Origin of the sequence: Halomonas sp. G15 (assembly GCF_021282295.1) — a bacterium.
Classification (GTDB): domain Bacteria; phylum Pseudomonadota; class Gammaproteobacteria; order Pseudomonadales; family Halomonadaceae; genus Halomonas; species Halomonas alimentaria.
Map to the genome: position 1 here is coordinate 295,780 of NZ_JAJSPA010000001.1, position 23,192 is coordinate 318,971.

Here is a 23,192-nt window from a genome sequence, read left to right on the forward strand (position 1 = left end):
GGCTCAAGGCAGCCGGTCGTCGGCGTTTTCCAGCTCGTCCTGCCGCTGCTGCCGGTGCTTGCGCTCGCCGCTGGGCGAGTGGCCGAAGTGATCGTGGTAGCACTTGGTGAAGTGGGGCGGTGAGACGAAACCGCAGGCCAGCGCCACCTCGGTGATCGGCATCCGCGTCTGCTGCAGCAGCAGCCGCGCCCGGGCCAGGCGCAGCTCCAGGTAGTACTTGAGCGGTGGGCAGCCCACGTAGCGCTGGAAGAGGCGCTCCAGCTGGCGCCGCGACAGACCGGCATAGCGGGCCAGCTCGTCCAGGGCCAATGGCTCCTGGAGGTTGGCCTCCATCAGCGTGGCCACCTCCTCCAGCTTGGGATGGCTGTGACCCAGGCGCACCCGCAGCGGGCTGCGCTGACGGTCGCCCACGCCGCGGATCCGCTCGTGGATGAACTCCTCGGCGATCGCCTCGGCCAGTGCCAGCCCCTGCTGGCGACCGATCAGGTTGAGCATCATGTCCAGGGGGGCGATGCCGCCCGAGCAGGTGTAGCGGTCGCGATCCATGACGAAAAGATGAGAAGTGAAGGTTACCTCGGGGAAGCGTCGCGCCTCGTGAAGGCTGCCGATATGCTCCCAGTGCAGGGTGCAGCGATAGCCGTCGAGCAGCCCCGCTCGGGCCAGCACATAACCCCCGGTGCACACGGCGCCCAGGGGGATGTGCCGTTCGGCCAGGCGCCGTAGCCAGGTAAGCGTCGCGTGATCGCAGTGCGCCTGCACGTCCACCCCACCGCACACCAGCAGCAGGTCCAGTTGCGGCATGGGCGCAAGCGCCTGGTCCACCGCCGTGGGCAGGCCACTGCTCGCCATCACCGCGGTGCCATCGCGACTCACCAGGTGCCAGGTATAGAGGGGGCGCTCGGCCAGATGGTTGGCCATGCGCAATGGCTCCAGTGCCGCGGAGAAGGCGAGTTGCGAGAATCCTGTCAGTAGCAGGAAGCCGATGTCATAGTGACCCTTGGCCGATACGGGAGCATCCATCACGCCTCCTGATCATCGCCAGCGCACGACCGCGGCGAGGTTGTCATCAGGCATAGCCCATCCCTTCGGCTTTCGGCAAGAGCAGAGGCGCAGGAGGTATGTCGTTACGCCCAAGGCCGCGGACGTCGGCAGGCAAGAGTATCGCGCGAGGCGCACGATACTGAACGCAACACGAGCACGACTCGCCGCTGCCCAGGAGAAGAGAGCGATGGCCCCACAAGCGAGCGAACCGGCGGCGGCCCCGTCGGCTGACAACCTGAGCATCGCCCGTGCGGCGAGACTCTGGCCCATCGAGGAGATCGCCCATCGCCTGGGCCTGCCAGGCGAGGCGGTGGAGCCCTATGGCCGCGGCATCGCCAAGCTCGACCTGACGGCCATGGCGAGCCTGGCCGAGCGTCCTAGGGGGCGCTACGTGGTGGTGACCTCGATGACCCCCACCCCGCCCGGGGAGGGCAAGACCACCACCGCCATCGGCCTGGTGCAGGGGCTCCAGCGCCTCGGCCACACCGCCACGGTGGCCCTGCGCCAGCCCTCCATGGGCCCGACGCTGGGCCTCAAGGGCGGTGCCACCGGCGGAGGCTACAGCCAGGTGCTGCCCATGGAGCGCATCAACCTGCACCTCACCGGCGACATCCACGCGGTGGGAGCGGCCCACAACCTGCTGGCGGCCATGGTCGACAATCACCTTCACCATCGCCTGGCCCCCGAGTTGGATCCCCGCGAGGTACGCTGGCAGCGTGTCATCGACCTCAACGACCGCGCCTTGCGGCATCTGGTGATGGGTCTCGGCGGGCGCAGCGACGGGGTCCCCCGCCAGGGCGGCTTCGAGATCACCGCCGCCTCGGAGGTGATGGCGGTACTGGCGCTGGCCGACTCCCTGGCCGACCTGCGCCGACGCCTGGGCCGGCTGATCGTGGGGCTGGACCGCGACGGCGAGCCGGTCACCGCCGAACAGATCGGCGCCGCCGGTGCCATGACGGTGCTGCTCAAGGAGGCGCTCAAGCCCAACCTGCTGCAGACCCTGGAGCACGCCCCGGCGCTGATCCATGCCGGCCCCTTCGGCAACATCGCCCACGGCAACTCCTCGATCGTCGCCGACCGCATCGGCCTTCACGCCGGCGACTTCCTGATCACAGAGGCGGGTTTCGGTGCCGACATGGGTGCCGAGCGCTTCTTCAACATCAAGTGCCGGGCCTCGGGCCTCGTCCCGGATGCCGCGGTGCTGGTGGTCACGGTACGCGCCCTGAAGTACCACAGCGGCCGCCACCGAGTGATGCCCGGCCAGCCACTGCCCGCCTCGTTGCTGGGGGAATCCCCGGACGAGGTCCGGGAGGGGGGCGCCAACCTGCTCAAGCAGATCGACAACGTGCGCGCCCACGGCCTCACCCCCGTGGTGGCGATCAATGCCTTCCCCGGCGACCACCCGAGCGAGCATGCCGCCATCCGCGAGCTGTGCGCCTCGGTGGGGGTGCGCGCCGAAGTCTCCACTCATGTGCGTGACGGCGGCGAGGGTGCCATGGCCCTGGCAGAGGCGCTGATCTCGGCGATCGATGAGGCCGACACCACCGGGAACGGCTTCCACTTCCTCTACCCCGCCGAGATGGCGCTGGCGGAGAAGATCGAGCGCATCGCCACGCGCCTCTACGGCGCCGAGGGGGTCGACTTCGCCCCCGGCACACGCGAGCGACTGGAGACCTGGCAGCACCAGGGCTACGGAGCCTATCCGGTGTGCATCGCCAAGACACATATGTCGCTGTCGGCCGACCCGAAACGGCTCGGCGCCCCGACCGGCTGGCGGCTGCCGGTGCGCGAGGTGCGCCTCTCCGCCGGCGCCGGCTTCGTCTACGCCCTGGCCGGGAACATCCTCACCATGCCGGGATTCAGTCCTTCACCCGCCGCCACACGGCTCGATATCGATGACCAGGGAGAGATCACGGGACTCACCTGATATCCGCGGGAGGCGACGAACGCCTGGCGCTGACTCCCCCGGCGAATGACACCCATGCCGGGCATCGGTCACAGGCAGCGGTGGAACAGTGCCTTGAGGTTCTCCACGGTCAGGTTCACCGGGTTTCCGCCACAGCTGGGGTCATGGATCGCCATGGCAGCCAGGTCGTCGAGGCGATCGGAGGTGACCCCGACCTCGGAGAGGGTCCGCGGGATGCCCAGCCGATCATTGAGCTCCTGCGCGAAGGCCCGGAAGCCGTCGAAGCCACCCTCGATACCCAGATAACCGGCCGCCATGTCGAATCGCTCGCGAATCACGTCGGCGTTGAACTCGAGCACCGCCGGCATGCAGATCGCATTGGTGGTGCCATGGTGGGTGTTGAACACCGCCCCGATGGGGTGGCTCATCGCGTGGATGGCCCCCAGCCCCTTCTGGAACGCCGTGGACCCCATGAGTGCCGCACTCATCATGTGCGCCCGCGCTTCCAGGTCGGTGCCGTCGGCATAGGCGCGCGGCAGGTACTCCTTGACCAGGCGCATGCCCTCCAGCGCGATGCCCTGACTCATCGGGTGATAATGCGGGCTGGAGAACGCCTCGACGCAGTGGGCGAAGGCATCCAGCCCGGTCCCGGCGGTGATCGGCCGGGGCATGCCGACCGTCAGCTCGGGATCGCACAGCACCACCCTGGGCAGCACCCTCGGATGGAAGATGATCTTCTTCTCATGGGTGCGGGAGTTGGTGATGACGCTGGCTCGGCCGACCTCCGAACCGGTCCCGGCGGTGGTGGGCACCGCCACGATGGGAGCAATCGTCTCGGCATCCGCGCGCTGCCACCAGTCACCGATATCCTCGAAATCCCACACCGGACGCGTCTGGCCGGACATGAAGGCCACCATCTTGCCCAGGTCCAGCCCCGAGCCGCCGCCGAACGCGACCACCCCGTCATGGCCGCCGGCCCGGAAGGCCTCGACCCCTGCCGCCAGATTCTGTTCGTTCGGATTGGGATCCACCTCGGCAAACAGGCCGCGGCCGAGCCCCGCTGCCTCGAGGATATCCAGCGCTGCCCGGGTGATGGGCAGGTCCGCCAGGCCACGGTCGGTGACCAGCAGCGGCCGGTTCATGCCCGCCTCGGCACAGGCCTCTGGCAGCTCCTTGATCCGCCCCGCGCCGAAGCGGATGGCAGTGGGATAGGTCCAGTTTCCGGTCAGCATCATGTCGTCACCTTCTTGATCATGTTGTTGTTTTCTTTAAATAGTAGGACTTCGGCCGGGTCAGGTTGTGGTAGCCGATCACCGATAGGCCGCCGCCGCGCCCGGTGTCCTTGCAGCCGGTCCAGCACAGGCCCGGGTCCAGGTAGTCGGCGCGATTCATGAACACGGTACCGGTCTCGACGCGGTCTCCCACGCGCTGGGCCCGCTCGATATCCGCGGTCCACAGGCTAGCCGTCAGGCCGAACCGGCTGTCGTTCATCAACCGGATCGCCTCCTCATCGTTCGCCACCGGCATGATGCCGACCACCGGCCCGAAGCTCTCGTCACGCATCACGCGCATCTCATGGGTCACCCGGGTGAGGATCTGCGGCGTCAGGTAGGCGCCCCCATCATCCTCGGGCTTGCGGGCAATATGCGCCTTCGCACCGGCCGCCAGGGCCTCGTCGATCTGGGCACGCACCTCCCGGGCAAAGCGGATATTCGCCATCGGACCGATATCGGTATCGGCGGCCAGGGGGTTGCCCAGCTTGTAGCCCTCGACGATCGCCACCGCCTTGTCGACGAAGGCCTCGAAGAGGCTCTCGTGCACATAGATGCGCTCGATCCCGCAGCAGCACTGTCCCGAATTGAACATCGCCCCGTCGACCAGGGTGGCGACCGCGGCATCGAGGTCGGCATCCTCCATGACATAGCCCGGATCCTTGCCGCCCAGTTCCAGGCCCAGCCCGGTGAAGGTGCCGGCCGCCGCCAGCTCCATGGCGCGGCCTCCGCCTACCGAGCCGGTGAAGTTGACGAAGTCGAAGGCCCGCTCGGCGATCAATGCCGAGGTCGTCGCATGATCCAGGTAGACGTTCTGGAACACCTCCTCGGGCACTCCGACCGAGTGGAAGGCACGCGCCAGGCGCTCGCCCACCAGCAGCGTCTGGGTGGCATGCTTGAGCAGCACCGCATTCCCCGCGATCAAGGCCGGGGCCAGGGTGTTGATTGCGGTCATGTAGGGATAATTCCAGGGGGCCACCACCAGCACCACCCCATGTGGGACTCGCTTGATGAAGCGCTTGGCCGTGGCGTCCTCTCCCACCGCGATATCGGCCAGCGCCTCCTCGGCGATTGCCGCCATGTGGCTGCCGCGCTCCTCGAAGCCAGCGAACTCGCCGCCATAGCGAACCGGGCGACCCATCATGTGCGCCAGCTCCGGTACCACCTCGTCATTCATCTCCCCTACCGCGGCGATACCCGCCTGAACCAGCGCGATCCTCTCCTGGAGAGGGCGCGCCGCCCAGCTCGCCTGGGCCGAGCGCGCCCGCGCGGCAGCCTGCTGTGCGGCGTCCAGCAACAGGGCTTCACGCTCGGCGTAGATCGATCCGTCGATCGGCGAGATGCATGTCAGGACATGACTCATGGTCTTCTCCAGTGTGTGGAAAGTGCGCCCCCTGCCCTCGTGCGCAGGGGCCGGCCGGCATGGCGCGCCTTCACGAGCGCTCGAAGCCGCGTGCCACCTCGTAATCGGTGACCACCCGGTCGAAGTCCTCGAGCTCTACCTCGGCGGCGCGGGTGTAGTGGTCGACCACCGCATCCCCCATGGCCTCGCGCAGCATGGCGGACGCCTTCAGGGCGTGCATGGCATCACGCAGGTTCTGCGGTATCAGGCCCGTCTCTCCCTCGTAGGTGTCCCCCTTGGCGGGCGGTGGCAGCTCGAGCTTCTCCTCGATGCCCTTGATGCCGGCGGCGAGTTGTCCCGCCATGGCCAGGTAGGGATTCAGGTCCGAACCGCCGATGCGACACTCGATGCGAACCGCCCGCGTGTTATCGGCGCATAGACGGAACCCGGCGGTGCGGTTGTCGACCGACCAGACCGTTCTGGTCGGGGCGAAGGAGCCCTTCTGGAAACGCTTGTAGCTGTTGATATAGGGGGCCAGGAAGTAGGTGTAGTCCGCCGCATACTTCAGCAGGCCAGCCAGGTAGTGCTTCATCAGCGCCGACATGCCATGGGCATCGCTTTCGTCGAAGAAGGCCGGGCTACCTCCCTGCCACAGAGACTGGTGGATATGGGTGGAGCTGCCCGAATGGTCGTGATGCCACTTGGGCATGAAGGTCACCGCCCTGCCCTGCTGCCAGGCGATCTCCTTGGTCGCATGCTTGGCGATGGTGTGATAGTCCGCGGTATCGAGCGCCTTCGCATAGCGGATATTGAGCTCACCCTGGCCGGAACCGGCCTCGCCCTTGGTACCTTCCACCGGTATGCCCGCCGCATAGAGATGGTTGCGAAGGGGGCGCAACACATGCTCTTCCTTGGTGGTCTGGAAGATATGGTAGTCCTCGTTATATCCGCTGATCGGTGCGATATCGCGGAAGGCGTTCCTGCGGATCTCGTCGAGGCTCTTCTCGAACAGAAAGAACTCGAGCTCGGTGGCCATGACCGCATCGAAGCCCAGCGTCTCAAGCCGTGCGAGCTGGCGCTTGAGGATGGTACGCGGGGCATGGGGCACCGGGTCGTGAGTGTGATGATCCAGCACATCGCACAGCACCATTGCCGTGCCTTCCAGCCATGGCACGGGGCGCAGCGTGGTCAGGTCCGGCTTCATGATGTAGTCGCCGTAGCCGGCACTCCAGGAGGTGCTGGCATAGCCATCCGGCGTTTCCATCTCGAGATCGGTGGCCAGCAGGTAATTGCAGCAATGGGTCTCGCCCCACCCCTCCTCCACGAAGTGACGCGCATGGAGTCGCTTGCCCATCAGGCGCCCCTGCATGTCGACGATGCAGACGAGCACCGTATCCACCTCACCGCTTCTCACCTTGGCCTTCAGGTCCTCAAGGGCATCCAAAGCCAGCGCATTGGTCATTACCGACGCTCCTCATTGCATCAACATATCCAGGCCCACCCTCACCGGAAGGGGGCCTGCCCAAGGGACATGCCCCGGCGCCGCCGGGGCATGTGACCTGATCAGGCATCGGTATAACGATAAGGCCTGCCGGCCTTGCGCATGTCGGCGTTGTACTGCTTGAAGATCTCGACCACCCTGGCCTTGGTCTCCGACTCCGCCGCGATCTCATCCCAGAACTCCTGGGCGGCGGCTTCCACCTGATCCCACTCGGCATCGGGGATCGAGGTAAGCTCCAGCTTGTCGCCGTGGACGCGCAGTTTGGCCTCGCCGCCCCAGTACCAGTGCTGGCGGTAGTAGTGGGACTGTTCGCAACACACCTCGAACAGCAGGCGCAGGTCTTCCGGGAGCTCGTTCCAGCGCTCCATATTGACGAAGAAGTGCCCGATCCAGGCACCCGAGATGTTGTTGGTAAGGAAGTAGTTGGTGACGTCGGCCCAGCCCACCGTATAGTCCTCGGTGATGCCGGACCAGGCGATGCCATCCAACTCGCCGGTCTGCACGGCCACCTCGATGTCTTCCCAGGGCAGGGTCACCGGCACCACGCCGAACTGCGACAGGAAGCGTCCCGCAGTGGGGAAGGTAAAGATGCGCTTGCCCTCCAGGTCCTTGAGGCTGCGGATCGGCTCCTTGGTGGCGAAATGGCAGGGGTCCCAGGCACCGGCGCTGACATGCTTGACACCGACCTTGGCATACTCCTCCTCCCAGATCTCCTTCAGCCCATACTGGTTGAAGAGCACCGGCACATCGAGGCTGTACCGTGACCCGAAGGGGAAGTAGCCACCGAAGACGGTGACCTCGGTGGGGGATGCCATGGAGTCGTCATCCGATTGCACGGCATCGATGGTCCCGCGCTGCATTGCACGGAAGAGCTCACCCGTCGGTACCAGCTGGTCGGCATAGTAGAGCTCGATCTGCATGCGGTCCCCGGCGATCCTGTTGAACAGGTCGATGGCCGGCTTGGCGACATGCTCCGCCAGGGCGGCACCGGCATAGGTCTGCATGCGCCACTTAATGGTGGGCTCGGAGGACGACTGGGCCATGACCCGTGAGGCCAACGGCGCGATGGCGGCACCGGCCGCGGCATTGATCAGAAACTTGCGTCTTGTTGTCATTTTCTCGCTCTCCTGGTGTTAACTACCGGATGTGACACGTTGTCGGCCCCTGGTGAGGCTCTTGTTGTTGACTCCTGCCATGGTCAGCTCCCATAGATATAGCCCGGAAGCCAGAGTGCAATCTGAGGAAAGACCATCACCAGGCTGAGGGCGACCGTCATCACCAAGACGAAGGGGAGGATCGACCGATAGATATCGCGCAGCCCGATCTCGGGCGGCGCCATGGCACGCATCAGGAACAGGTTATAGCCGAACGGCGGCGTCATGTAGGCGATCTGGGTGGTGATCGTGTAGAGCACCCCGTACCAGATCAGGTCGAAGCCGAGCGCGTCGACCAGCGGGACATAGAGCGGCGCCACGATCACCAGCATGGCGGTATCGTCGAGGAAGGTCCCCATCACGATGAAGCTGAGCTGCATCAGGATCAGGATCATCCAGGGCGACAGCCCCAGGCGCTCGGTGAAGAGGTCCTCGATGGCCTTGACCGCGCCCAGCCCATCGAAGATGGCACCGAAGGCGAGCGCGGCCAGGATGATCCACATGAACATGCAGGTGATGGCCAGGGTCTGGCGCACCGATACCTCGAACACCTTGCGGGTCATCCGCCCCTTGAGCGTTGCCGCCAGCAGCGCAGTCACCGCCCCCACGGCGGAACTCTCGACCAGTGATGTCCAGCCCTTGACGAAGGGCACCATCATCACCGCAAAGATGACCAGCGGCAGCAGGCCCGCCCTCAGCAGGCGCAGTTTCTCGGCAAGCGAGACATTGCGCTCCTCGACAGGCAGGACCGGGCCCAGGGAGGGCTGCAGGCGGCAGCGGACATAGATATAGATGATGAACAGCGTCGCCATCATCAGCCCCGGCAGCACCCCGGCAAGCCAAAGCTGCCCGACGGGCTGGCGCGCGATCATCGCGTAGAGCACCAGCACCACCGAAGGCGGCACCAGAATCCCCAGGCTGGAGCCCGCCTGGATGACGCCGGTCACCATGATCTTGTCGTAGCCCCGCCGCAGCAGTTCGGGCAAGGCGATCGTGGCACCGATCGCCATCCCGGCCACCGACAGGCCGTTCATGGCCGAGATGAGCACCATGAGCCCTATCGTCCCGATGGCAAGGCCTCCCCTGACCGGCCCCATCCAGACATGGAACATGCGGTAGAGGTCATCGGCGATGCGGCTCTCCGAGAGCACATAGCCCATGAAGATGAACATCGGCAGGGTCAGCAGCGGATACCATTTCATCAGCTTCATCGCCGATGAAAACGGGATATCGACTCCGCCCGTCCCCCACAGCAGCACGCCGGCCAGTGCACCGACGAAACCGATGGCGCCGAACACACGCTGGCCGGTAAACAGCATCAGCATCATGGCGCTGAACATCACGATGGCGATCATCTCGTACGGCATCAATCGAGCACCCCGCGCAGACGGCCGATATCCTTGAAGAACTCGGCGAGGGACTGGAGGATCATCAGGAACACGCCGAGACAGAGTATTGTCTTGATCGGCCAGAGCCAGGGTCGCCAGGCCGTGGGGCTGCGCTCCAGGAAGCCGAGCTTCTCTCCCGCCGCCGACGGGCCCTCGGTGAAGAAGGTAGCGATGAGGGACAGGAAGAAGTCGAACGGCTCGCTGCCGAAGTAGCCGAGCGAATACGCCGTCGACACCAGGCCGCCATAGAGCAGCACGCCGAGATAGAAGATCAGGAAGAAGACCGTGATGGCATCGACCCAGGCCTTGGTCTTCGGGCTCCAGTCGCCATAGAAGAGGTCCATGCGCACGTTCGACCCCAACTGGATCGAGTAGGGCCCGCCCAGCACGAAATAGGCCACCATCACGAATTGCGCAGTTTCCAGCGTCCACGCCGAGGGCGTCATGAACACCTTGGAGGTCGATGACCAGAGCAGTACCGCCATCAGCACGAAGATCAGGTACATCGCCATTCGACCGATGACGCGGTTCATGGCCTCGATGGCACCGATATAGATCAGGATGGCCCTAGGCATCTTGCTGCCCCTCCCCGGCCGCTGGCGCCATCCCCAGGCTGGCCAGGGCGGGCCGGATCAGCTGCGACAGCTCCCGGGCCAGCGCCTCCTCCCCTTCCGGCGTGGCCAGCAGGTCATTGCGAATCTCGATCATCACGTTCGCCAGCCCGTTGTCGATGCCATGCCGCTTCAGCGAGTGGGTTACCCCATCCTCGGGCCCGTAGGGAGCATTACGCTGAATCTTTCGATGTGGCAGGAGGTGGGATTGCGCCAGCATCGCATCGGCCATTCGCCGGTCGACATCATGCAGGATGCCGATCTCGACCGTGCGGGCCTGACCATGAAAGCTCGGCGTGAAGCTATGGATAGTGATCAGCACCGTCGGGGTACGGCGCGACGCACGCTCGTCGATCACCCTAGCCACGGCGTCGCAGAACGGACGATAGACCGCCTCGACCCGGGCCAAGCGCTCATCTGCCGTCAGCTGGTGATTGCCCGGCACGTCGATGACTTCCACGCGCTCGGGCATCGCGCTTTCCGCCTCGGGAGGACGGTTGCAGTCGTAGACCAGCCTGGAGATCCGGCTGGCCACCAGCGGCGAATCCAGCATCGCCGACAGCGTCACGGCCACGGCCCTAGCACCGGGATCCCATGCCGCGTGACTGCAACGATGCTCGGGCTTCAGACCCAGGTCATGGTATCGCTCGGGGATATGATGAGACGCATGTTCGCACAGGATCACGGCGGGGCCGCTGCCCTGACGGTTATGGATCTCGACACTCGGGGATGACGACTCGATTGCGCTGGACATCAGGACTCCTCCACGGTCCTGTAAAGATATAGACGTCGAAAAGTCGGCGTGTCAATATTTCTTCAATCACCGTTTCAACGTCGATCCGCCCGCGTAATCGGGTAACCGATGCCTACCAGGAAGGACGCGTTATGGAGGACTCGTCATGACGACCGCCAACTCCCCCCCCACCGTGCGAGAGCTGATCCGCCAGCATTACCCGGCGCTCACGCAAGCGGAACGCAAGTTTGCCAACGCCCTGCTCGACAACTATCCAGCGGCCGGCCTGGCCTCCATCACCATCGTGGCTGGCAACGTGGGCGTCTCCTCTCCAACGGTGGCAAGGATGGTCAAGAAGCTGGGGTTCAAGGGCTACCCGGAGTTTCACCGCGCGCTTCTGGGCGAGCTGGAGGCAACGGGGGTCGGCCCTACCCAGAGGCGCGCCAACTGGTCATCCGAAGCCCCCGAGACCCATCTGCTCAACCGCTTCGCCCAGGCGGTCACGGGCAACATCCAGCAGACCTTCGCGCATATCGAGACGGAGCGGTTCGACCGGGCCACCGCTCAACTGGCCGATGCCGACCGGCGGCTCTACATCGTCGGCGGACGCATCACCCAGGCGCTCGCCGACTACGCCTTCACGCACTTCCAGGCGGTGCGCCCTCGCGTGACCCATATGACCTCGTCTTCCGGCACCTGGCCACACTACGTACTGGACATGGAGCCGGGTGAGACCCTGCTGATCTTCGATATCCGCCGTTACGAGACCAACCTGCTGCGGCTCACGGAGATGGTGCGCAAGCGTGACGTGCGCGTCGTGCTGTTCACCGACCAGTGGGGCTCCCCCATCTCCTCGCTGGCCGACTTCACCTTCAACTGCTGGGTCGAGATTCCCTCGGGATGGGATTCCAGCGTGGCGACCATGATGCTGCTGGAGACCATGATCGCCGCGGTGCAGGAGCAGCGCTGGCCGGAAGCCCGTGATCGCTATGAGCGACTGGATGAGCTGTTCGACATGACGAGCCTGTTCCGCAAGTTCAGCTGATCAGCCGCCCCGCCTCCCGCGCCGGTCATTATCCCGGCATCGGTAAGGGGGGAGCGGTGCTTATCTCCCTAGCCTGTCGCGGGTCTGGTAATACCAGGCGCCGATGGCCGAGAGCGGCACCCGCAGCAGGCGCCCGCCCGGGAACGGCAGCTGGGGCAGCCCGGCGAAGGCATCGAAGCGCTCTCCCTGGCCATGCATGACCTCGGCGATCAGCTTGCCGGCCAGGTGGGTGCAGGTGACTCCGTGGCCGGAGTAGCCCTGGGCGAAGTAGACATTGCCGTTGACCACCCCGAACTGGGGCAGACGGTTCAAGGTCATCAGGAAGGTGCCGCTCCAGGCGTAGTCGACCTTGACGTCGGCGAGTTCTGGAAAGGTCTTGAGCATCTTGGGACGGATCACCGCCGTGATGTCCGCCGGGTCGCTGCCGCCGTAGTTGACCCCGCCGCCGTAGAGCAGGCGGTTGTCGCGGGTCAGGCGGTAGTAGTCGAGCAGGTAGTTGCAGTCCTCCACCGCCAGGCCATTGGGAATCAGCTCACGGGCCCGCTCCTCGCCCAGCGGCTCGGTGGTGATGATCTGGGTTCCGCAGGGCATCGACCTGCCCTCGATCTCCGGCAGCACCCCCTTGAGGTAGGCGTTGCCCGCCATCACCACCCGTTCGGCGCGCACCCGGCCGTTGGCGGTGCTCACCACCACGGGCTCGCCATGCGCAAGGCCGGTCACCGGCGAGTATTCGAAGATGCGCCCGCCGAGCGACTCCAGGGCGGCGGCCTGACCCAACACCAGGTTGAGCGGGTGCAGGTGGCCGCCGCCGTGATCCACCAGGGCGCCGGTGTAGCGGTCGGAGTTCACCTCGCGCTTGAGTGCCTCGCCTTCCAGCAGCTCGAGCTCGCGATAGCCATAGCGCTCCCAGAGCGCCTGGTGCTCGCGCAGCCCCTCGAGCTGCTTTTGATTGCAGGCGGCGAAGAGGTTGCCGTCCCTGAGATCGCAGTCGATGGCATAGCGCTCGACGCGCTCGCGGATGATGCGGTTGCCCTCGAAGGCCATGTCGCCCAGGGCTCGGGCGGTCTCGGCACCGTACTTGGCCTCGATCACGTCCATGTCGCGGCTGTAGCTGTTGACGATCTGGCCGCCATTGCGCCCGGAGGCGCCGTAGCCGACCCGCACGGCCTCCAGCACCACCACCGAGAGGCCCCGCTCAGCCAGGTGCAGGGCGGCGGAGATGCCGGTGAAGCCGGCGCCCACCACGCAGACATCACACTCGACCTCGCCCTCGAGGGCGGGGCGTTCGGGAGCAGGGTTGGCGGTGGCCGCGTACCAGGACGCGGCGTGATCGGGCTCGAACGAGACGGACATGAGACCCCTTGGAAATTTTATTCAACACTTGATCGCCATATTACCGACCCATCCCGGAGAATGGCAATCATGATGGCACTATATACTCACCAAAAAAGACGCCGCCGAGGGTGCCCCCGGCGGCGTGATGGCGAGCGCGGCCAGCCTCAGCGGCTGCGCGCCTCGTTCCACAGCTCCTGGAGCAGCTCCAGCTGTTCGCCACTCACCGAGGGGGTGAAGTGGAGCCGCTCGCGGGCGGCGGCATCGGGCATCACCGGCGGCTCGCGCAGGGCATCGTTGACCAGCGCCAGGGCCGCCTCGTTGGGCGTGGTATAGAAGTTGTAGTTGGCCAGTCGGGCGGCCACCTCGGGACGCAGCAGGTACTCGATGAAGGCCTGCGCCGCCTCGGGGTTCGGGGCGCGCGCCGGGATCGCCAGCACGTCGACCCAGCGCTGGGATCCCTCCTCGGGGATGAAGAAGCCCAGCTTGCCGTAGGTCTCGGGATCCTCGGCACGCTTCCCGGCCAGGTCACCGTTGTAGGCGATGCCGGCGTGGATCACCCCGTTGGCCACCTGTTCGATGGCCGCCGTGGCATCCACGAAGCCGACGAAGTTGTCTCGGCCGCGGGTCTCGATGACCTGCCTGGCCGCCGCTACCCAGGGCTCCTGCCCCACGCAGTCGAAGCCGGCCCCCTGGAAGGCGCAGGCGGTGCCGAAGGTGAACTGGGCGTCACCCTTGAGTAGCGCGAAGGGGTAGTCGCCGTTGACCTCGGGATCATAGAGCAGGCCCCAGCTCGGTACCGGGTCGGGCCATGTCTCGGTGTTGTAGACGATACCGGTGGCGCCCCACAGGTAGGGCACGGTATAGGCGCCCTCGGGGTCATAGCTCGGTGCGCGGAACTCGTCGAGGATATTGTCGTGCCCCTCTAGCGCTTCGCCCTCGGCGGCCAGGGGACGCACCAGCCCGGCGTCGATCAGCCGCGGCACGAAGTAGTCCGAGGGCACGATCAGGTCGTACTGGGCGTCGCCCCCGGCGGTGAGCTTGGAGAACAGCTCGGCGTTGGAGTTGTAGTAGTTCTGTACCACCTCCAGGCCACTCTCCTCCTCGAAGTCCTCGATGATGGCCGGGTCCATGTAGTCCGACCAGTTGAACAGCCGCAGCTTGCCGTCAGCGGCAGCGGCGGCCACGCTCAGCGTGAGCAGGCCCAGTCCGGCGAGCGGCGCCCAGCGTCTCGGTGTCATCGGCATCGTCATTCTCCCTGTTGCGGATCACCGGGCGCATCGAGGCGCCCGGCTGTAAGCCTAGACCCTGAGCAGCAGATGCTCCCGCTCCCAGGAACTGATCACCTGGAAATAGGCACGATGCTCGGCGCGCTTCACCGCCAGGTAGCTGTGGGTAAAACGCTCACCGAGGATATCGGCCAGGGGCTGGCAGTCGTGCAGCAGATCCAGGGCCGGGCCGATATCGTCGGGCAGCTTGTGGCCACCGGACCAGGCGGAGCCGGTCATCGGCGGACGCGGCTCGAGCTGGCTGAGCATGCCCAGGTAGCCGCAGGCCAGCGAGGCCGCCATCACCAGATAGGGGTTGGCATCGGCGCCGGCCAGGCGGTTCTCCACCCGGGTCGCCTCGGGCGACGAGACCGGCACCCGCAGCCCCACCGTGCGGTTGTCCATGCCCCACTCCACGTTGATCGGCGCCGAACCGCTGCTCTCGGTGCGCATCAGGCGACGATAGGAGTTGACGTTGGGAGCCAACAGCGGCATCACCGACGGCAAGTACTTCTGCAGGCCGCCGATGAAGTGGTGGAAGAGCCGGCTGGGCTGGCCGTCGTCGCCGGCGAAGACGTTATGCCCGTCCTTGGCGTCCAGCAGGCTCTGGTGGATATGCATGGAGCTGCCCGGCTCATTGGCCATGGGCTTGGCCATGAAGGTGGCGTACATACCGTGGCGCAGCGCCGTCTCGCGCAGGGTGCGCTTGAACATCACCACCTGGTCGGCCAGTGCCAGCGGGTCGCCATGCTGGAAGTTGACCTCCATCTGCCCCGCTCCCTCTTCGTGGATCAGGGTGTCCAGGTCGAGATTCATGGCCTCGCAGTAGTCGTACATCTCCTCGAACAGTGGATCGAACTCGTTGACCGCATCGATGGAGAAGGACTGACGGCTGCTCTCCTGGCGCCCGGTACGGCCGATGGGCGGCTCCAGGGGGTAGTCGGAGTCGGTGTTGGTCTTGACCAGGTAGAACTCCACCTCGGGGGCGATCACCGGGGTCCAGCCACGCTTGGCATAGAGCTCCAGCACCCGCTTGAGCACATGGCGCGGCGCCAGCTCCACCGGCTCACCGGTCAGGTAGTAGCAGTCGTGGATGATCTGGGCAGTGGGATCCTCGGCCCAGGGCACCAGGAAGACGGCCTTGGGATCGGGCACCAGCTCCATGTCCCGCTCGGCGGGATTCCAGAAGCGGATATCCTCGTCATCGGGATACCCCCCGGTGACGGTCTGGATGAAGATCGAGTCGGGCAGGCGCGGTCGCCCGCCGTTGAGGTACTTGCCGGCGGGCATGATCTTGCCCTTGAGGATGCCGGTCAGGTCGCTGACCAGGCACTCCACCTCGGTGATACCGTGATTCTGGAACCAGTCGTTGAGGAGCGGCTGCTCCTGTCGGTTACTCATGGGAATGTCCTTGATCATGGTAAGGCGGCCCCCGGCGCACCGGGGGCCGTCCGCTCAGCGTGACTGAACCTCCGACCAGAGCTGCTGGAAGATCTGCAGGGACTCGCCCTCCAGGCTCGGCGTGAAGCGCAGGCGTGCCATGTCATCCTCGCTGGGCTGCACTGGCGGCACGGTCAGCACCTCATCCAGGTAGGGCTCGGCGGCGGCATTGGGGCTGGCGTAGTAGTTGTAGTTGGAGAGCTGGGCGCCCACCTCGGCATCGAGGATGAAGTCGATGAACTTGTGGGCCATGTCGGCATTGGGGGCCTCGGAGGTGATCATCATCGAGTCCACCCACATCTCGGCCCCCTCGTCGGGGATCATGAAGTCCAGGGTTTCGAAGGACTCCGGGTCCTCGTCCTTGAAGAACAGGTAGTCGCCGTTGTAGGAGAGTCCGATATGGGTCACGCCGCGGGCCAGCTGCTGCAGCGCCGGGGTGCCGTCGGTGAAGCCGCTGAAGGTATCGCGTCCCTTGGTCTCGATCAGCAGGCGGGCGGCCTCCTTCCAGCCCTCGGGGTCGGTGCAGTCGTAGCCGTGGCCGAGGTAGGCGCAGGCGCCGCCCAGGCTGACCTGACCGTCCCCCATCAGCGCGAAGGGATGGTCCGGATTGACCTCGGGGTCGAACAGCAGCGACCAGCTCTTGGGCGCATCCGGGAAGGTCTCGGTGTTGTAGACCACCCCGGTGGTGCCCCACTGGTAGGGGGCGGTGTACTCGGCGCCCGGGTCGAACACCGGGTCCTGGAACTGCTCCATGACGTTGGCGAAGTTGGGAAGCTTCGCCTTGTCGAGCTTCTGCACCAGGCCGGTCTCGATCAGCCGCGGCACGTAGTAGTTGGAGGGCACGATGATGTCGTACTGGGAGACACCCCCGGCCTGGAGCTTGGAGAGCATCTCCGGCAGCGAGTTGAAGTAGTTCTGCACCACCTCGACGTCGTACTTCTCCTCGAAGGCCTCGATGATCTCGGGGTCCATGTACTCGGTCCAGTTGAACAGGTAGAGCTTGTTCTCCTGGGCCTGGACGCTGCCGGCGAGCAGCGCGGCGCCGACGGACAGGGCAAGTGCGGTCTTGTTGATTGTCATGATGACTCTCCTGGTTTCCCCGTGGAGTAAGGTGCCGGCTCAGGCCTGCCGGCGACGGCTGAACATCAGGCTGATGATGGCGGCGATGGCTACCGCGCCGATCATCAGGGTAGCGATGGCGTTGATCTCGGGCGACACCCCCTTCTTGATCGCGCCCCAGATGTAGATCGGCAGGGTCGCGCTCTCCGGCCCCGCGGTGAAGAAGCTGATCACGAAGTCATCCACCGACAGGGTGAAGGAGAGGAAGAAGGCCGAGATCAGCGCCGGCTTGATTGTCGGCAGCATGAAGTGGATCACCCGCTTGGCCGGCGTGGCATAGAGATCCTTGGCCGCCTCGAAGAGCGTCGGGTCCAGGCCCACGAAGCGCGAGTAGACGATCAGCGCCACGAAGGGGATCTGGAAGGTGACGTGGGCGATGATCATGGTGCCCAGCCCCGGCTGGAAGAGCCCGGTCAGGCGGTGGATCTGCACGAAGAAGGCCATCTCCGAGATGCCGAAGACGATGTCGGGCAGCACGATCGGCAGGTAGATCAGCACGATCAGCCAGCCCAGCTTGCGATGCCGGTGACGGTACATGCCGTAGCCGATCAGGCAGCCGACGCCCAGTGCGATCACCGAGGAGACGATGGCCAGCACCATGCTGTTGGCGAAGGCCGAGATGATCTCCTCGTTGCCCAGCAGCCGCTCGTACCAGCGCAGCGAGAAGCCGGTAAAGCGTGCCGCGCTGTTGGAGGCGTTGAAGGAGAACAGCATCACCACGGCCAGCGGCAGGTAGAGGAAGGCCAGGGTGAACCACCAGAAGCCGGTCAGGCCTCGCTTGAGCGTGCGCTTTCTCATATCACCACCTCCTCGCCGCCACCCAGGCGCTTGCCGATGCGACGCATGGCGTAGAGCCCGATGAAGGTGGCGATCAGCATCAGGATCGCGCCGGCCGCCCCCAGCGGCCAGTTGGCGCCACCGGAGAACTGGTTGGCCACCAGGTTGCCGAGCATCATGCCCTTGCCGCCGCCCAGCAGCTCGGGGATCACATACATGCCGAAGGCGGGAATCGCCACCAGCACGATGCCGGCCAGCAGCCCCGGCAGGGTCTGGGGGAACACCGCGTGCCAGAAGGCGCGCACCGGCGAGGCGTAGAGGTCCTGGGCGGCCTCCACCTGGGCGGTATCGAGTTTCTCGAAGGCGGCGTAGAGCGGCAGCACCATGAAGGGCAGGAAGTTGTAGACCAGGCCCAGGGTCACCGCGAAGTTGGAGGGGTAGAGCCCCATGTTGGGCGGAATCAGCCCCAGCCCCTCGGCCAGGCCGGAGAGCGGGGTGCCCGGGGCCAGCAGGTTCATCCAGCCGAAGGTGCGGATCACCTGGTTGGTCCAGCTGGGTACCACCACCAGCAGCAGCATGATCGGCCGCCACTTCGCGCGACAGGTGCTGATGTAGTAGGCGATGGGGTAGGCGACGATCACCACCAGGCCGGTGGAGACCAGGGTCTGCCACAGCGAGCGCAGCAGGGTGTAGAGGTTGCCCGGGCTCCAGCCCAGGAAGCCGAAGCCCGCCAGGCGCCGGAACGATTCCAGCGACAGCGGCATCTCCGGCAGGCCGTAGGGGCCGTTGGTCATGAAGGCCACGCCCATCAGGTAGGCGCTGGGTAACACCAGGAAGATGATGATCCAGGTCGCCCCGGGGGCGACGGTAAACAGCAGGTGGCGACTCTCGCGCACCATGGCCCGGCTGCGGGCCGTCGGGGTCACGCCGGCGTAGGACATGGGAAACTCCTCATTCGCTCAGGGTGACCAGGTCTTCCGGGGCCACCTTGACGGTGACCCGGTCGCCCACCTCGGGCAGGCGCCGTCCACGGTTGTTCAGCGTGGCCTGCAGCGTCGTCTCGCCCACCTCCAGGCGATACTCGGCGTGGCTGCCGCGGTAGAGCCGCTCGCTGACGGTGGCCGGCAGCTGGTTCTCGCCGGCCTGCTCACCGGGCAGCAGGTCCAGGGTCTCGGGGCGGATCAGCAGCAGGCCGCCCTCCCCGGCCCCTTCGGCGGTAAGCTCGCCGAGCGACGTGGTCAGGCGGTCGCCGTCGCGGGCACTGATCGGGTAGAGGTTGTCATGGCCCATGAAGCGCGCCACGAAGGCGTTGGCCGGGTGCTCGTAGACCTCCCGGGGCGGACCCACCTGCTGGATCACCCCGCCGTTGAGCACGGCGATGCGGTCGGACATCACCATCGCCTCCTGCTGGTCGTGGGTGACGAACACGAAGGTCATGCCCAGGCGTTTCTGTACCCGCAGCAGCTCCACCTGCAGCTGGCTGCGCAGGCCGGCGTCCAGCGCCGAGAGCGGCTCGTCGAGCAGCAGCACGTCGGGTTCGTTGACCAGCGCCCGGGCCAGGGCGATACGCTGGCGCTGGCCGCCGGAAAGCTGGTCCACGCGGCGGTCCACCAGGTCGCCCAGCTTGATGAATTCGGCGATCTTCGCCACCCGCGCCTCGCGCTCCCCAGGGGGCATGCCACGCATCTTGAGGCCGAAGGCCAGGTTCTCGCGCACCGAGAGGTGCGGGAAGAGCGCATAGGACTGGAACACGGTATTGACGCTGCGCTTGTGGGGTGGCACCTCGGTGACGTCACGGCCGCCGATGGCCAGGCGCCCGTCATCGGCCTCCTCCAGCCCGGCTAGGATGCGCAGCAGGGTGGTCTTGCCGCAGCCGGAGGGGCCCAGCAGGGTGAAGAACTCGCCGGCCTCGATGACCAGATCGACGCCGTCCAGGGCCACAGTGTCGCGCCCGAAGCGCTTGTGCAGCCCCTGCATCTCGATGGAGGAGGCCTCGCGAGTCGACTCGGCGGCCTCGGCTCGCGAGGCCTCGGCGGCATCCAGGGTCAGGGTATCGTTCATGGCGTTGCTCTCTGTTGTTTTGGTGTCTCGCCGGCCAGTCACAGCCGGTCACGCAGCTTGTAGAAGGTGGTCGCCAGTACCAGCAGCGGGGTGCGCAACAGGGCTCCCCCCGGGAAGCGCCGATGAGGCATGGCGGCGAAGGCGTCGAAACATTCGGCCTGGCCGGCGATGGCCTCGGCCATCAGCCGCCCGGCCAGCCCCGCCAGGGCCATGCCGTGTCCGGAGTAGCCCTGGGCATAGTAGATATTGCCGCCGAGGCGGCCGAAGTCCGGCGCACGATTGAGCGTGATGGCCACGTCGCCACCCCAGCGATAGTCGATGGAAATGCCCTCGAGCACCGGGAAGAGTCGCGCGATCTTGGCATCCATGCGCTCCTGGATGCCCTTGGGCTCGCGGCCGTCGTAGCTCACCTCGCCGCCGTAGATGAGGCGGCGATCACCGGAGAGGCGGTAGTAGTCGAGCACGAAGTTGGCATCCGACAGGGCGTCGTTGTGGGGCAGTACCTGCGCCGCCTGGTCCTCGCTGAGCGGGGCGGTGGCAATCATGTAGTTGGCGGCGCGCATCACCCGCCCCCCCATTTCCGGCACCAGCCCCGCCTGGTAGGCGTTGGTGCCCAGCACCACGAAATCGGCGGTGACCCGCCCGGCGGCGGTGCGCACGCTGGCCGGCTGGCCACGCTCGATGGCCACGGCGGCGCTCTGCTCGTGGATGACCACCCCGGCATCGCGGGCGGCGCGGGCCAGACCCAGGGTGTAGTTGAGCGGGTGCAGATGCCCGGCAGCGGACTCGTGCAGGGCGGCCGGGTAGGCGTCGGTGACCACCCGTTCACGCAGTGCATCGCCCTCGAGCATCTCGAGATCATGGTAGTCATAGTCCCGGGCCATGCGCTCGCGGTGCTCGGCCAGCTCTCGCACATGGCGCGGCTTGACCGCCGCGTGCAGGTAGCCCCACTGCAGGTCGCAGGGGATGGCGTGGCGCTCGACACGCTCGGCGGTCAGGCGTACCGCCTCGCGACTGAGCTGCCAGATATCGCGGGCCCGCTCACGCCCCAGGGCCTTCTCCACGGTGGCCATGTCGGTGCCCAGCCCCGGCAGGATCTGCCCGCCGCTGCGCCCCGAGGCGCCGTAGCCGATCACGCCGGCCTCCAGCAGCACCACCGAGTAGCCGCGTTCGGCCAGCTCCAGCGCCGCCGAGCAGCCTGTGATGCCGCCCCCCACCACGCAGACATCGGCGCGCACCTCGCCCTCGAGGGGCGGGCAGGCGCCGAGGTCGACGGCGATGGAGTCGCGGTACCAGGAGTTCGGCGGTGCGGCGTGGTCGGTCATGCGGGCTCCCCGGGGTTGGGCGCTGGGCGCCGGTGGCCATTGTCGTTGTTGTGAAGACGGGTGCTGCTGGGAATCAGTTTGACACCAGGCGACGCGTGAATGTCAAGTATTCAATAACAACGCCCAACCACCACAGCCCCCTTTCCCGGACGCCCAGGCAACCGGCCCTGGCATCGCCACTGCGCCATGAAGGGCCGTACGTCGCGATCGCACAGGCGCTCGACGCGGCGCGCCAAACGTCAAGAAATCACGATCACGATGCCGTCACGGGATTGCCACAGGTGACGCAGGCAGGATCCCGCGGCACGCCGAAGCGGCGCCACTCGCCGCTCAGGCCGTCGAAGGTGGAGAGCCCCCGATGGGGGGTGCCCGCACCGCTGAGCAGCTTGATCGCCTCCAGTGCCTGGAAGCTGCCGACCAGCCCCACCAGAGGCGCCACCACGCCGCTCTCGGCGCAGGAGAGCGCCGCGTCGCCCTGGCCATCCGGGGGATAGAGACAGGCGTAGCAGGGGCAGTCGGGATCGCGGGGGTCGAACACCGCCAGCTGGCCCGAGAAGCGGATCGCCGCGCCCGAGACCAGCGGCGCCCCGGCCGCATGGCAGGCGGCGTTGATGGCGTAACGGCTGGAGAAGCGGTCGGTGCAGTCAAGCACCACGTCGGCGGCGGCCACCGCCGCGGCCATGCTCTCGCCCTCCAGATGCGTCGTGAGCGTCTCGATGCGACACCCCGGGTTGAGCGCCTGCGCCGCCTCGCGGGCCGACTCGGCCTTGTTGCGCCCCAGGTCCGCCTCGCCGTGGGCGATCTGGCGCTGCAGGTTGGAGAGCTCGACCTCGTCGGCATCGGCCAGGGTCAGCCGCCCGACACCGGCGGCAGCCAGGTAGAGGGCCACCGGCGACCCCAGGCCACCGGCGCCGACCACCAGGGCGTGGCCGGCAAGCAGGCGCTCCTGGCCCTCGATGTCGATGGCCTCGAGCATGATCTGTCGGCTGTAGCGCAGCAGGTCGCGGTCGTTCATGGCGTGACTCACTTGCTGTCGAACTCCTCGATATCGGGCACGTGGAGGGAGAACTCCTCCTTGACCTCCTCCATCACCACGTAGCTCTTGGACTCCTTGACCCCCGGCAGGGTCAGCACCACGTCGCCGAGCAGCTGGCGATAGGCAGACATCTCGGGAATCCGGCACTTGAGGATGTAGTCGAACTGCCCCGAGACCAGATGGCACTCCTGGATCTGGGGCAGGCGCGCCACGGCGCGGCGAAACTCGTCGAATACCGCCGGCGACTGGGTCTCCAGGCTGATCTCCACGAACACCAGCAGGTTGGCCTTGAGCGCCCGGGGATCGAGCACGGCACGGTAGCCGCGAATCACCCCGGCGCGCTCCAGGCGCTTGACCCGCTCAAGGCAGGGGGTTGTGGAGAGTCCCACCTGGCTGGCGAGGTCGACGTAGGAGATACGCGCGTTCTCCTGCAGGCAGCGCAGGATCTTGAGGTCGATGCGGTCGAGGGAGCGGGACTTGGCTTTCATTGTAATGGGTGGCACCGGTCGGAAGAGTCATGAGCGCCGCCGCAACAGCAGAATCGACTGCTAATCACCCTGCATTACGGCAGCTGACGGAAATATCATCTGCCGAAGGTGTACCACAGCCTCGCATCCACGGCTATCAACGCTTGGTCTGACTCAGGGCTATCGCAGATGACTTGTCGCTCGGGGCTGATCTGGCGACAAGCCTTCGAGGAGGCGCTGTGAACCCCTCCCTGGGCGTATATGGAGTCCTCCCCGTTTGCAAGCACGAGGCACGATGGTCGGTAGGTACGACTGCACACGTATATCCGGTCTCGTTAATGATGCTCTGATGAGCATCGGACCTTGATGGGCTAT

The 23,192-nt window shown here is 66.1% G+C and carries 20 protein-coding genes; 2 read left to right on the top strand and 18 right to left on the bottom strand.

The window, feature by feature from the left end:
• Nucleotides 1-3: 3 nt before the first annotated feature.
• Nucleotides 4-1,020, bottom strand: a complete 1,017-nt coding sequence (locus LWH48_RS01445) for a GlxA family transcriptional regulator (RefSeq protein ID WP_232911004.1) — start codon at nucleotides 1,018-1,020, stop codon at nucleotides 4-6.
• Nucleotides 1,021-1,228: 208 nt separating this feature from the next.
• Between LWH48_RS01445 and LWH48_RS01450 the strand changes: the two genes are divergently transcribed.
• A complete protein-coding gene (locus tag LWH48_RS01450) occupies nucleotides 1,229-2,968 on the top strand; it encodes a formate--tetrahydrofolate ligase (RefSeq protein WP_232911005.1) in 1,740 nt (579 codons plus the stop codon).
• Between the two features lie 68 nt (nucleotides 2,969-3,036).
• Here LWH48_RS01450 and LWH48_RS01455 read toward each other — a convergent pair whose 3' ends face one another.
• The 7 genes from LWH48_RS01455 to LWH48_RS01485 form a co-directional block, all read right to left on the bottom strand.
• Nucleotides 3,037-4,182, bottom strand: a complete 1,146-nt coding sequence (locus LWH48_RS01455) for an iron-containing alcohol dehydrogenase (RefSeq protein ID WP_232911006.1) — start codon at nucleotides 4,180-4,182, stop codon at nucleotides 3,037-3,039.
• A gap of 16 nt (nucleotides 4,183-4,198) precedes the next feature.
• Nucleotides 4,199-5,581: an aldehyde dehydrogenase family protein gene (locus LWH48_RS01460; protein WP_232911007.1), complete on the bottom strand. Its 1,383-nt coding sequence runs from the start codon at nucleotides 5,579-5,581 to the stop codon at nucleotides 4,199-4,201.
• A 70-nt stretch (nucleotides 5,582-5,651) separates the two neighbouring features.
• Nucleotides 5,652-7,022 carry a glutamine synthetase family protein gene (locus LWH48_RS01465; RefSeq protein WP_232911008.1) on the bottom strand — a complete coding sequence of 457 codons (1,371 nt, stop codon included), beginning with the start codon at nucleotides 7,020-7,022 and terminating at the stop codon, nucleotides 5,652-5,654.
• 101 nt (nucleotides 7,023-7,123) lie between these two features.
• Entirely contained in the window at nucleotides 7,124-8,176 is a 1,053-nt protein-coding gene (locus LWH48_RS01470; protein ID WP_213313032.1) for a TRAP transporter substrate-binding protein, read from the bottom strand.
• 83 nt (nucleotides 8,177-8,259) lie between these two features.
• Entirely contained in the window at nucleotides 8,260-9,582 is a 1,323-nt protein-coding gene (locus LWH48_RS01475) for a TRAP transporter large permease (RefSeq protein WP_232911009.1), read from the bottom strand.
• Complete coding sequence (locus LWH48_RS01480) at nucleotides 9,582-10,178, bottom strand: TRAP transporter small permease subunit (protein ID WP_232911010.1); 597 nt, start codon at nucleotides 10,176-10,178, stop codon at nucleotides 9,582-9,584. Before LWH48_RS01480 ends, LWH48_RS01475 begins: the two co-directional genes overlap by 1 nt.
• Nucleotides 10,171-10,968: an N-formylglutamate amidohydrolase gene (locus tag LWH48_RS01485; RefSeq protein WP_232911011.1), complete on the bottom strand. Its 798-nt coding sequence runs from the start codon at nucleotides 10,966-10,968 to the stop codon at nucleotides 10,171-10,173. Before LWH48_RS01485 ends, LWH48_RS01480 begins: the two co-directional genes overlap by 8 nt.
• A 145-nt stretch (nucleotides 10,969-11,113) precedes the next feature.
• Between LWH48_RS01485 and LWH48_RS01490 the strand changes: the two genes are divergently transcribed.
• Nucleotides 11,114-11,992 (top strand): MurR/RpiR family transcriptional regulator, encoded by an 879-nt coding sequence (locus tag LWH48_RS01490; RefSeq protein WP_232911012.1) that lies wholly within the window; start codon nucleotides 11,114-11,116, stop codon nucleotides 11,990-11,992.
• A gap of 60 nt (nucleotides 11,993-12,052) precedes the next feature.
• Here the strand turns inward: LWH48_RS01490 and LWH48_RS01495 are convergent, their stop codons facing one another.
• From LWH48_RS01495 to LWH48_RS01540, 10 genes are all read right to left on the bottom strand, one after another.
• Nucleotides 12,053-13,345, bottom strand: a complete 1,293-nt coding sequence (locus LWH48_RS01495) for an NAD(P)/FAD-dependent oxidoreductase (protein WP_232911013.1) — start codon at nucleotides 13,343-13,345, stop codon at nucleotides 12,053-12,055.
• A 146-nt stretch (nucleotides 13,346-13,491) separates the two neighbouring features.
• A complete protein-coding gene (locus LWH48_RS01500) occupies nucleotides 13,492-14,571 on the bottom strand; it encodes an ABC transporter substrate-binding protein (protein WP_232911014.1) in 1,080 nt (359 codons plus the stop codon).
• A 54-nt stretch (nucleotides 14,572-14,625) separates the two neighbouring features.
• Entirely contained in the window at nucleotides 14,626-15,993 is a 1,368-nt protein-coding gene (locus LWH48_RS01505) for a glutamine synthetase family protein (RefSeq protein WP_161432429.1), read from the bottom strand.
• A gap of 54 nt (nucleotides 15,994-16,047) precedes the next feature.
• Nucleotides 16,048-17,112 (bottom strand): ABC transporter substrate-binding protein, encoded by a 1,065-nt coding sequence (locus LWH48_RS01510; protein ID WP_161432430.1) that lies wholly within the window; start codon nucleotides 17,110-17,112, stop codon nucleotides 16,048-16,050.
• Between the two features lie 39 nt (nucleotides 17,113-17,151).
• A complete protein-coding gene (locus tag LWH48_RS01515; protein WP_232911015.1) occupies nucleotides 17,152-17,949 on the bottom strand; it encodes an ABC transporter permease in 798 nt (265 codons plus the stop codon).
• Complete coding sequence (locus tag LWH48_RS01520; protein WP_232911016.1) at nucleotides 17,946-18,869, bottom strand: ABC transporter permease; 924 nt, start codon at nucleotides 18,867-18,869, stop codon at nucleotides 17,946-17,948. Before LWH48_RS01520 ends, LWH48_RS01515 begins: the two co-directional genes overlap by 4 nt.
• A 10-nt stretch (nucleotides 18,870-18,879) precedes the next feature.
• Complete coding sequence (locus tag LWH48_RS01525) at nucleotides 18,880-19,989, bottom strand: ABC transporter ATP-binding protein (RefSeq protein ID WP_232911017.1); 1,110 nt, start codon at nucleotides 19,987-19,989, stop codon at nucleotides 18,880-18,882.
• Nucleotides 19,990-20,027: 38 nt separating this feature from the next.
• Nucleotides 20,028-21,314 carry an NAD(P)/FAD-dependent oxidoreductase gene (locus LWH48_RS01530; RefSeq protein WP_232911018.1) on the bottom strand — a complete coding sequence of 429 codons (1,287 nt, stop codon included), beginning with the start codon at nucleotides 21,312-21,314 and terminating at the stop codon, nucleotides 20,028-20,030.
• Nucleotides 21,315-21,567: 253 nt separating this feature from the next.
• Nucleotides 21,568-22,329 (bottom strand): HesA/MoeB/ThiF family protein, encoded by a 762-nt coding sequence (locus tag LWH48_RS01535; protein WP_232911019.1) that lies wholly within the window; start codon nucleotides 22,327-22,329, stop codon nucleotides 21,568-21,570.
• Between the two features lie 8 nt (nucleotides 22,330-22,337).
• On the bottom strand, nucleotides 22,338-22,838 hold the full coding sequence (locus LWH48_RS01540) for an Lrp/AsnC ligand binding domain-containing protein (RefSeq protein ID WP_161432435.1): 501 nt from the start codon (nucleotides 22,836-22,838) through the stop codon (nucleotides 22,338-22,340).
• Between the last annotated feature and the right edge of the window lie 354 nt (nucleotides 22,839-23,192).

Excerpts from the sequence above, each read along its gene's own strand:
- LWH48_RS01460 (WP_232911007.1), bottom strand. The coding sequence starts at position 5,581 with ATGAGTCATGTCCTGACATGCATCTCGCCGATCGACGGATCGATCTAC.
- LWH48_RS01515 (WP_232911015.1), bottom strand. The coding sequence starts at position 17,949 with ATGAGAAAGCGCACGCTCAAGCGAGGCCTGACCGGCTTCTGGTGGTTC.
- LWH48_RS01445 (WP_232911004.1), bottom strand. The coding sequence starts at position 1,020 with ATGGATGCTCCCGTATCGGCCAAGGGTCACTATGACATCGGCTTCCTG.
- LWH48_RS01505 (WP_161432429.1), bottom strand. The coding sequence starts at position 15,993 with ATGAGTAACCGACAGGAGCAGCCGCTCCTCAACGACTGGTTCCAGAAT.
- LWH48_RS01450 (WP_232911005.1), top strand. The coding sequence starts at position 1,229 with ATGGCCCCACAAGCGAGCGAACCGGCGGCGGCCCCGTCGGCTGACAAC.
- LWH48_RS01455 (WP_232911006.1), bottom strand. The coding sequence starts at position 4,182 with ATGATGCTGACCGGAAACTGGACCTATCCCACTGCCATCCGCTTCGGC.
- LWH48_RS01535 (WP_232911019.1), bottom strand. The coding sequence starts at position 22,329 with ATGAACGACCGCGACCTGCTGCGCTACAGCCGACAGATCATGCTCGAG.
- LWH48_RS01485 (WP_232911011.1), bottom strand. The coding sequence starts at position 10,968 with ATGTCCAGCGCAATCGAGTCGTCATCCCCGAGTGTCGAGATCCATAAC.
- LWH48_RS01490 (WP_232911012.1), top strand. The coding sequence starts at position 11,114 with ATGACGACCGCCAACTCCCCCCCCACCGTGCGAGAGCTGATCCGCCAG.
- LWH48_RS01495 (WP_232911013.1), bottom strand. The coding sequence starts at position 13,345 with ATGTCCGTCTCGTTCGAGCCCGATCACGCCGCGTCCTGGTACGCGGCC.
- LWH48_RS01540 (WP_161432435.1), bottom strand. The coding sequence starts at position 22,838 with ATGAAAGCCAAGTCCCGCTCCCTCGACCGCATCGACCTCAAGATCCTG.
- LWH48_RS01520 (WP_232911016.1), bottom strand. The coding sequence starts at position 18,869 with ATGTCCTACGCCGGCGTGACCCCGACGGCCCGCAGCCGGGCCATGGTG.
- LWH48_RS01530 (WP_232911018.1), bottom strand. The coding sequence starts at position 21,314 with ATGACCGACCACGCCGCACCGCCGAACTCCTGGTACCGCGACTCCATC.
- LWH48_RS01465 (WP_232911008.1), bottom strand. The coding sequence starts at position 7,022 with ATGACCAATGCGCTGGCTTTGGATGCCCTTGAGGACCTGAAGGCCAAG.
- LWH48_RS01525 (WP_232911017.1), bottom strand. The coding sequence starts at position 19,989 with ATGAACGATACCCTGACCCTGGATGCCGCCGAGGCCTCGCGAGCCGAG.
- LWH48_RS01470 (WP_213313032.1), bottom strand. The coding sequence starts at position 8,176 with ATGACAACAAGACGCAAGTTTCTGATCAATGCCGCGGCCGGTGCCGCC.
- LWH48_RS01510 (WP_161432430.1), bottom strand. The coding sequence starts at position 17,112 with ATGACAATCAACAAGACCGCACTTGCCCTGTCCGTCGGCGCCGCGCTG.
- LWH48_RS01475 (WP_232911009.1), bottom strand. The coding sequence starts at position 9,582 with ATGCCGTACGAGATGATCGCCATCGTGATGTTCAGCGCCATGATGCTG.
- LWH48_RS01480 (WP_232911010.1), bottom strand. The coding sequence starts at position 10,178 with ATGCCTAGGGCCATCCTGATCTATATCGGTGCCATCGAGGCCATGAAC.
- LWH48_RS01500 (WP_232911014.1), bottom strand. The coding sequence starts at position 14,571 with ATGCCGATGACACCGAGACGCTGGGCGCCGCTCGCCGGACTGGGCCTG.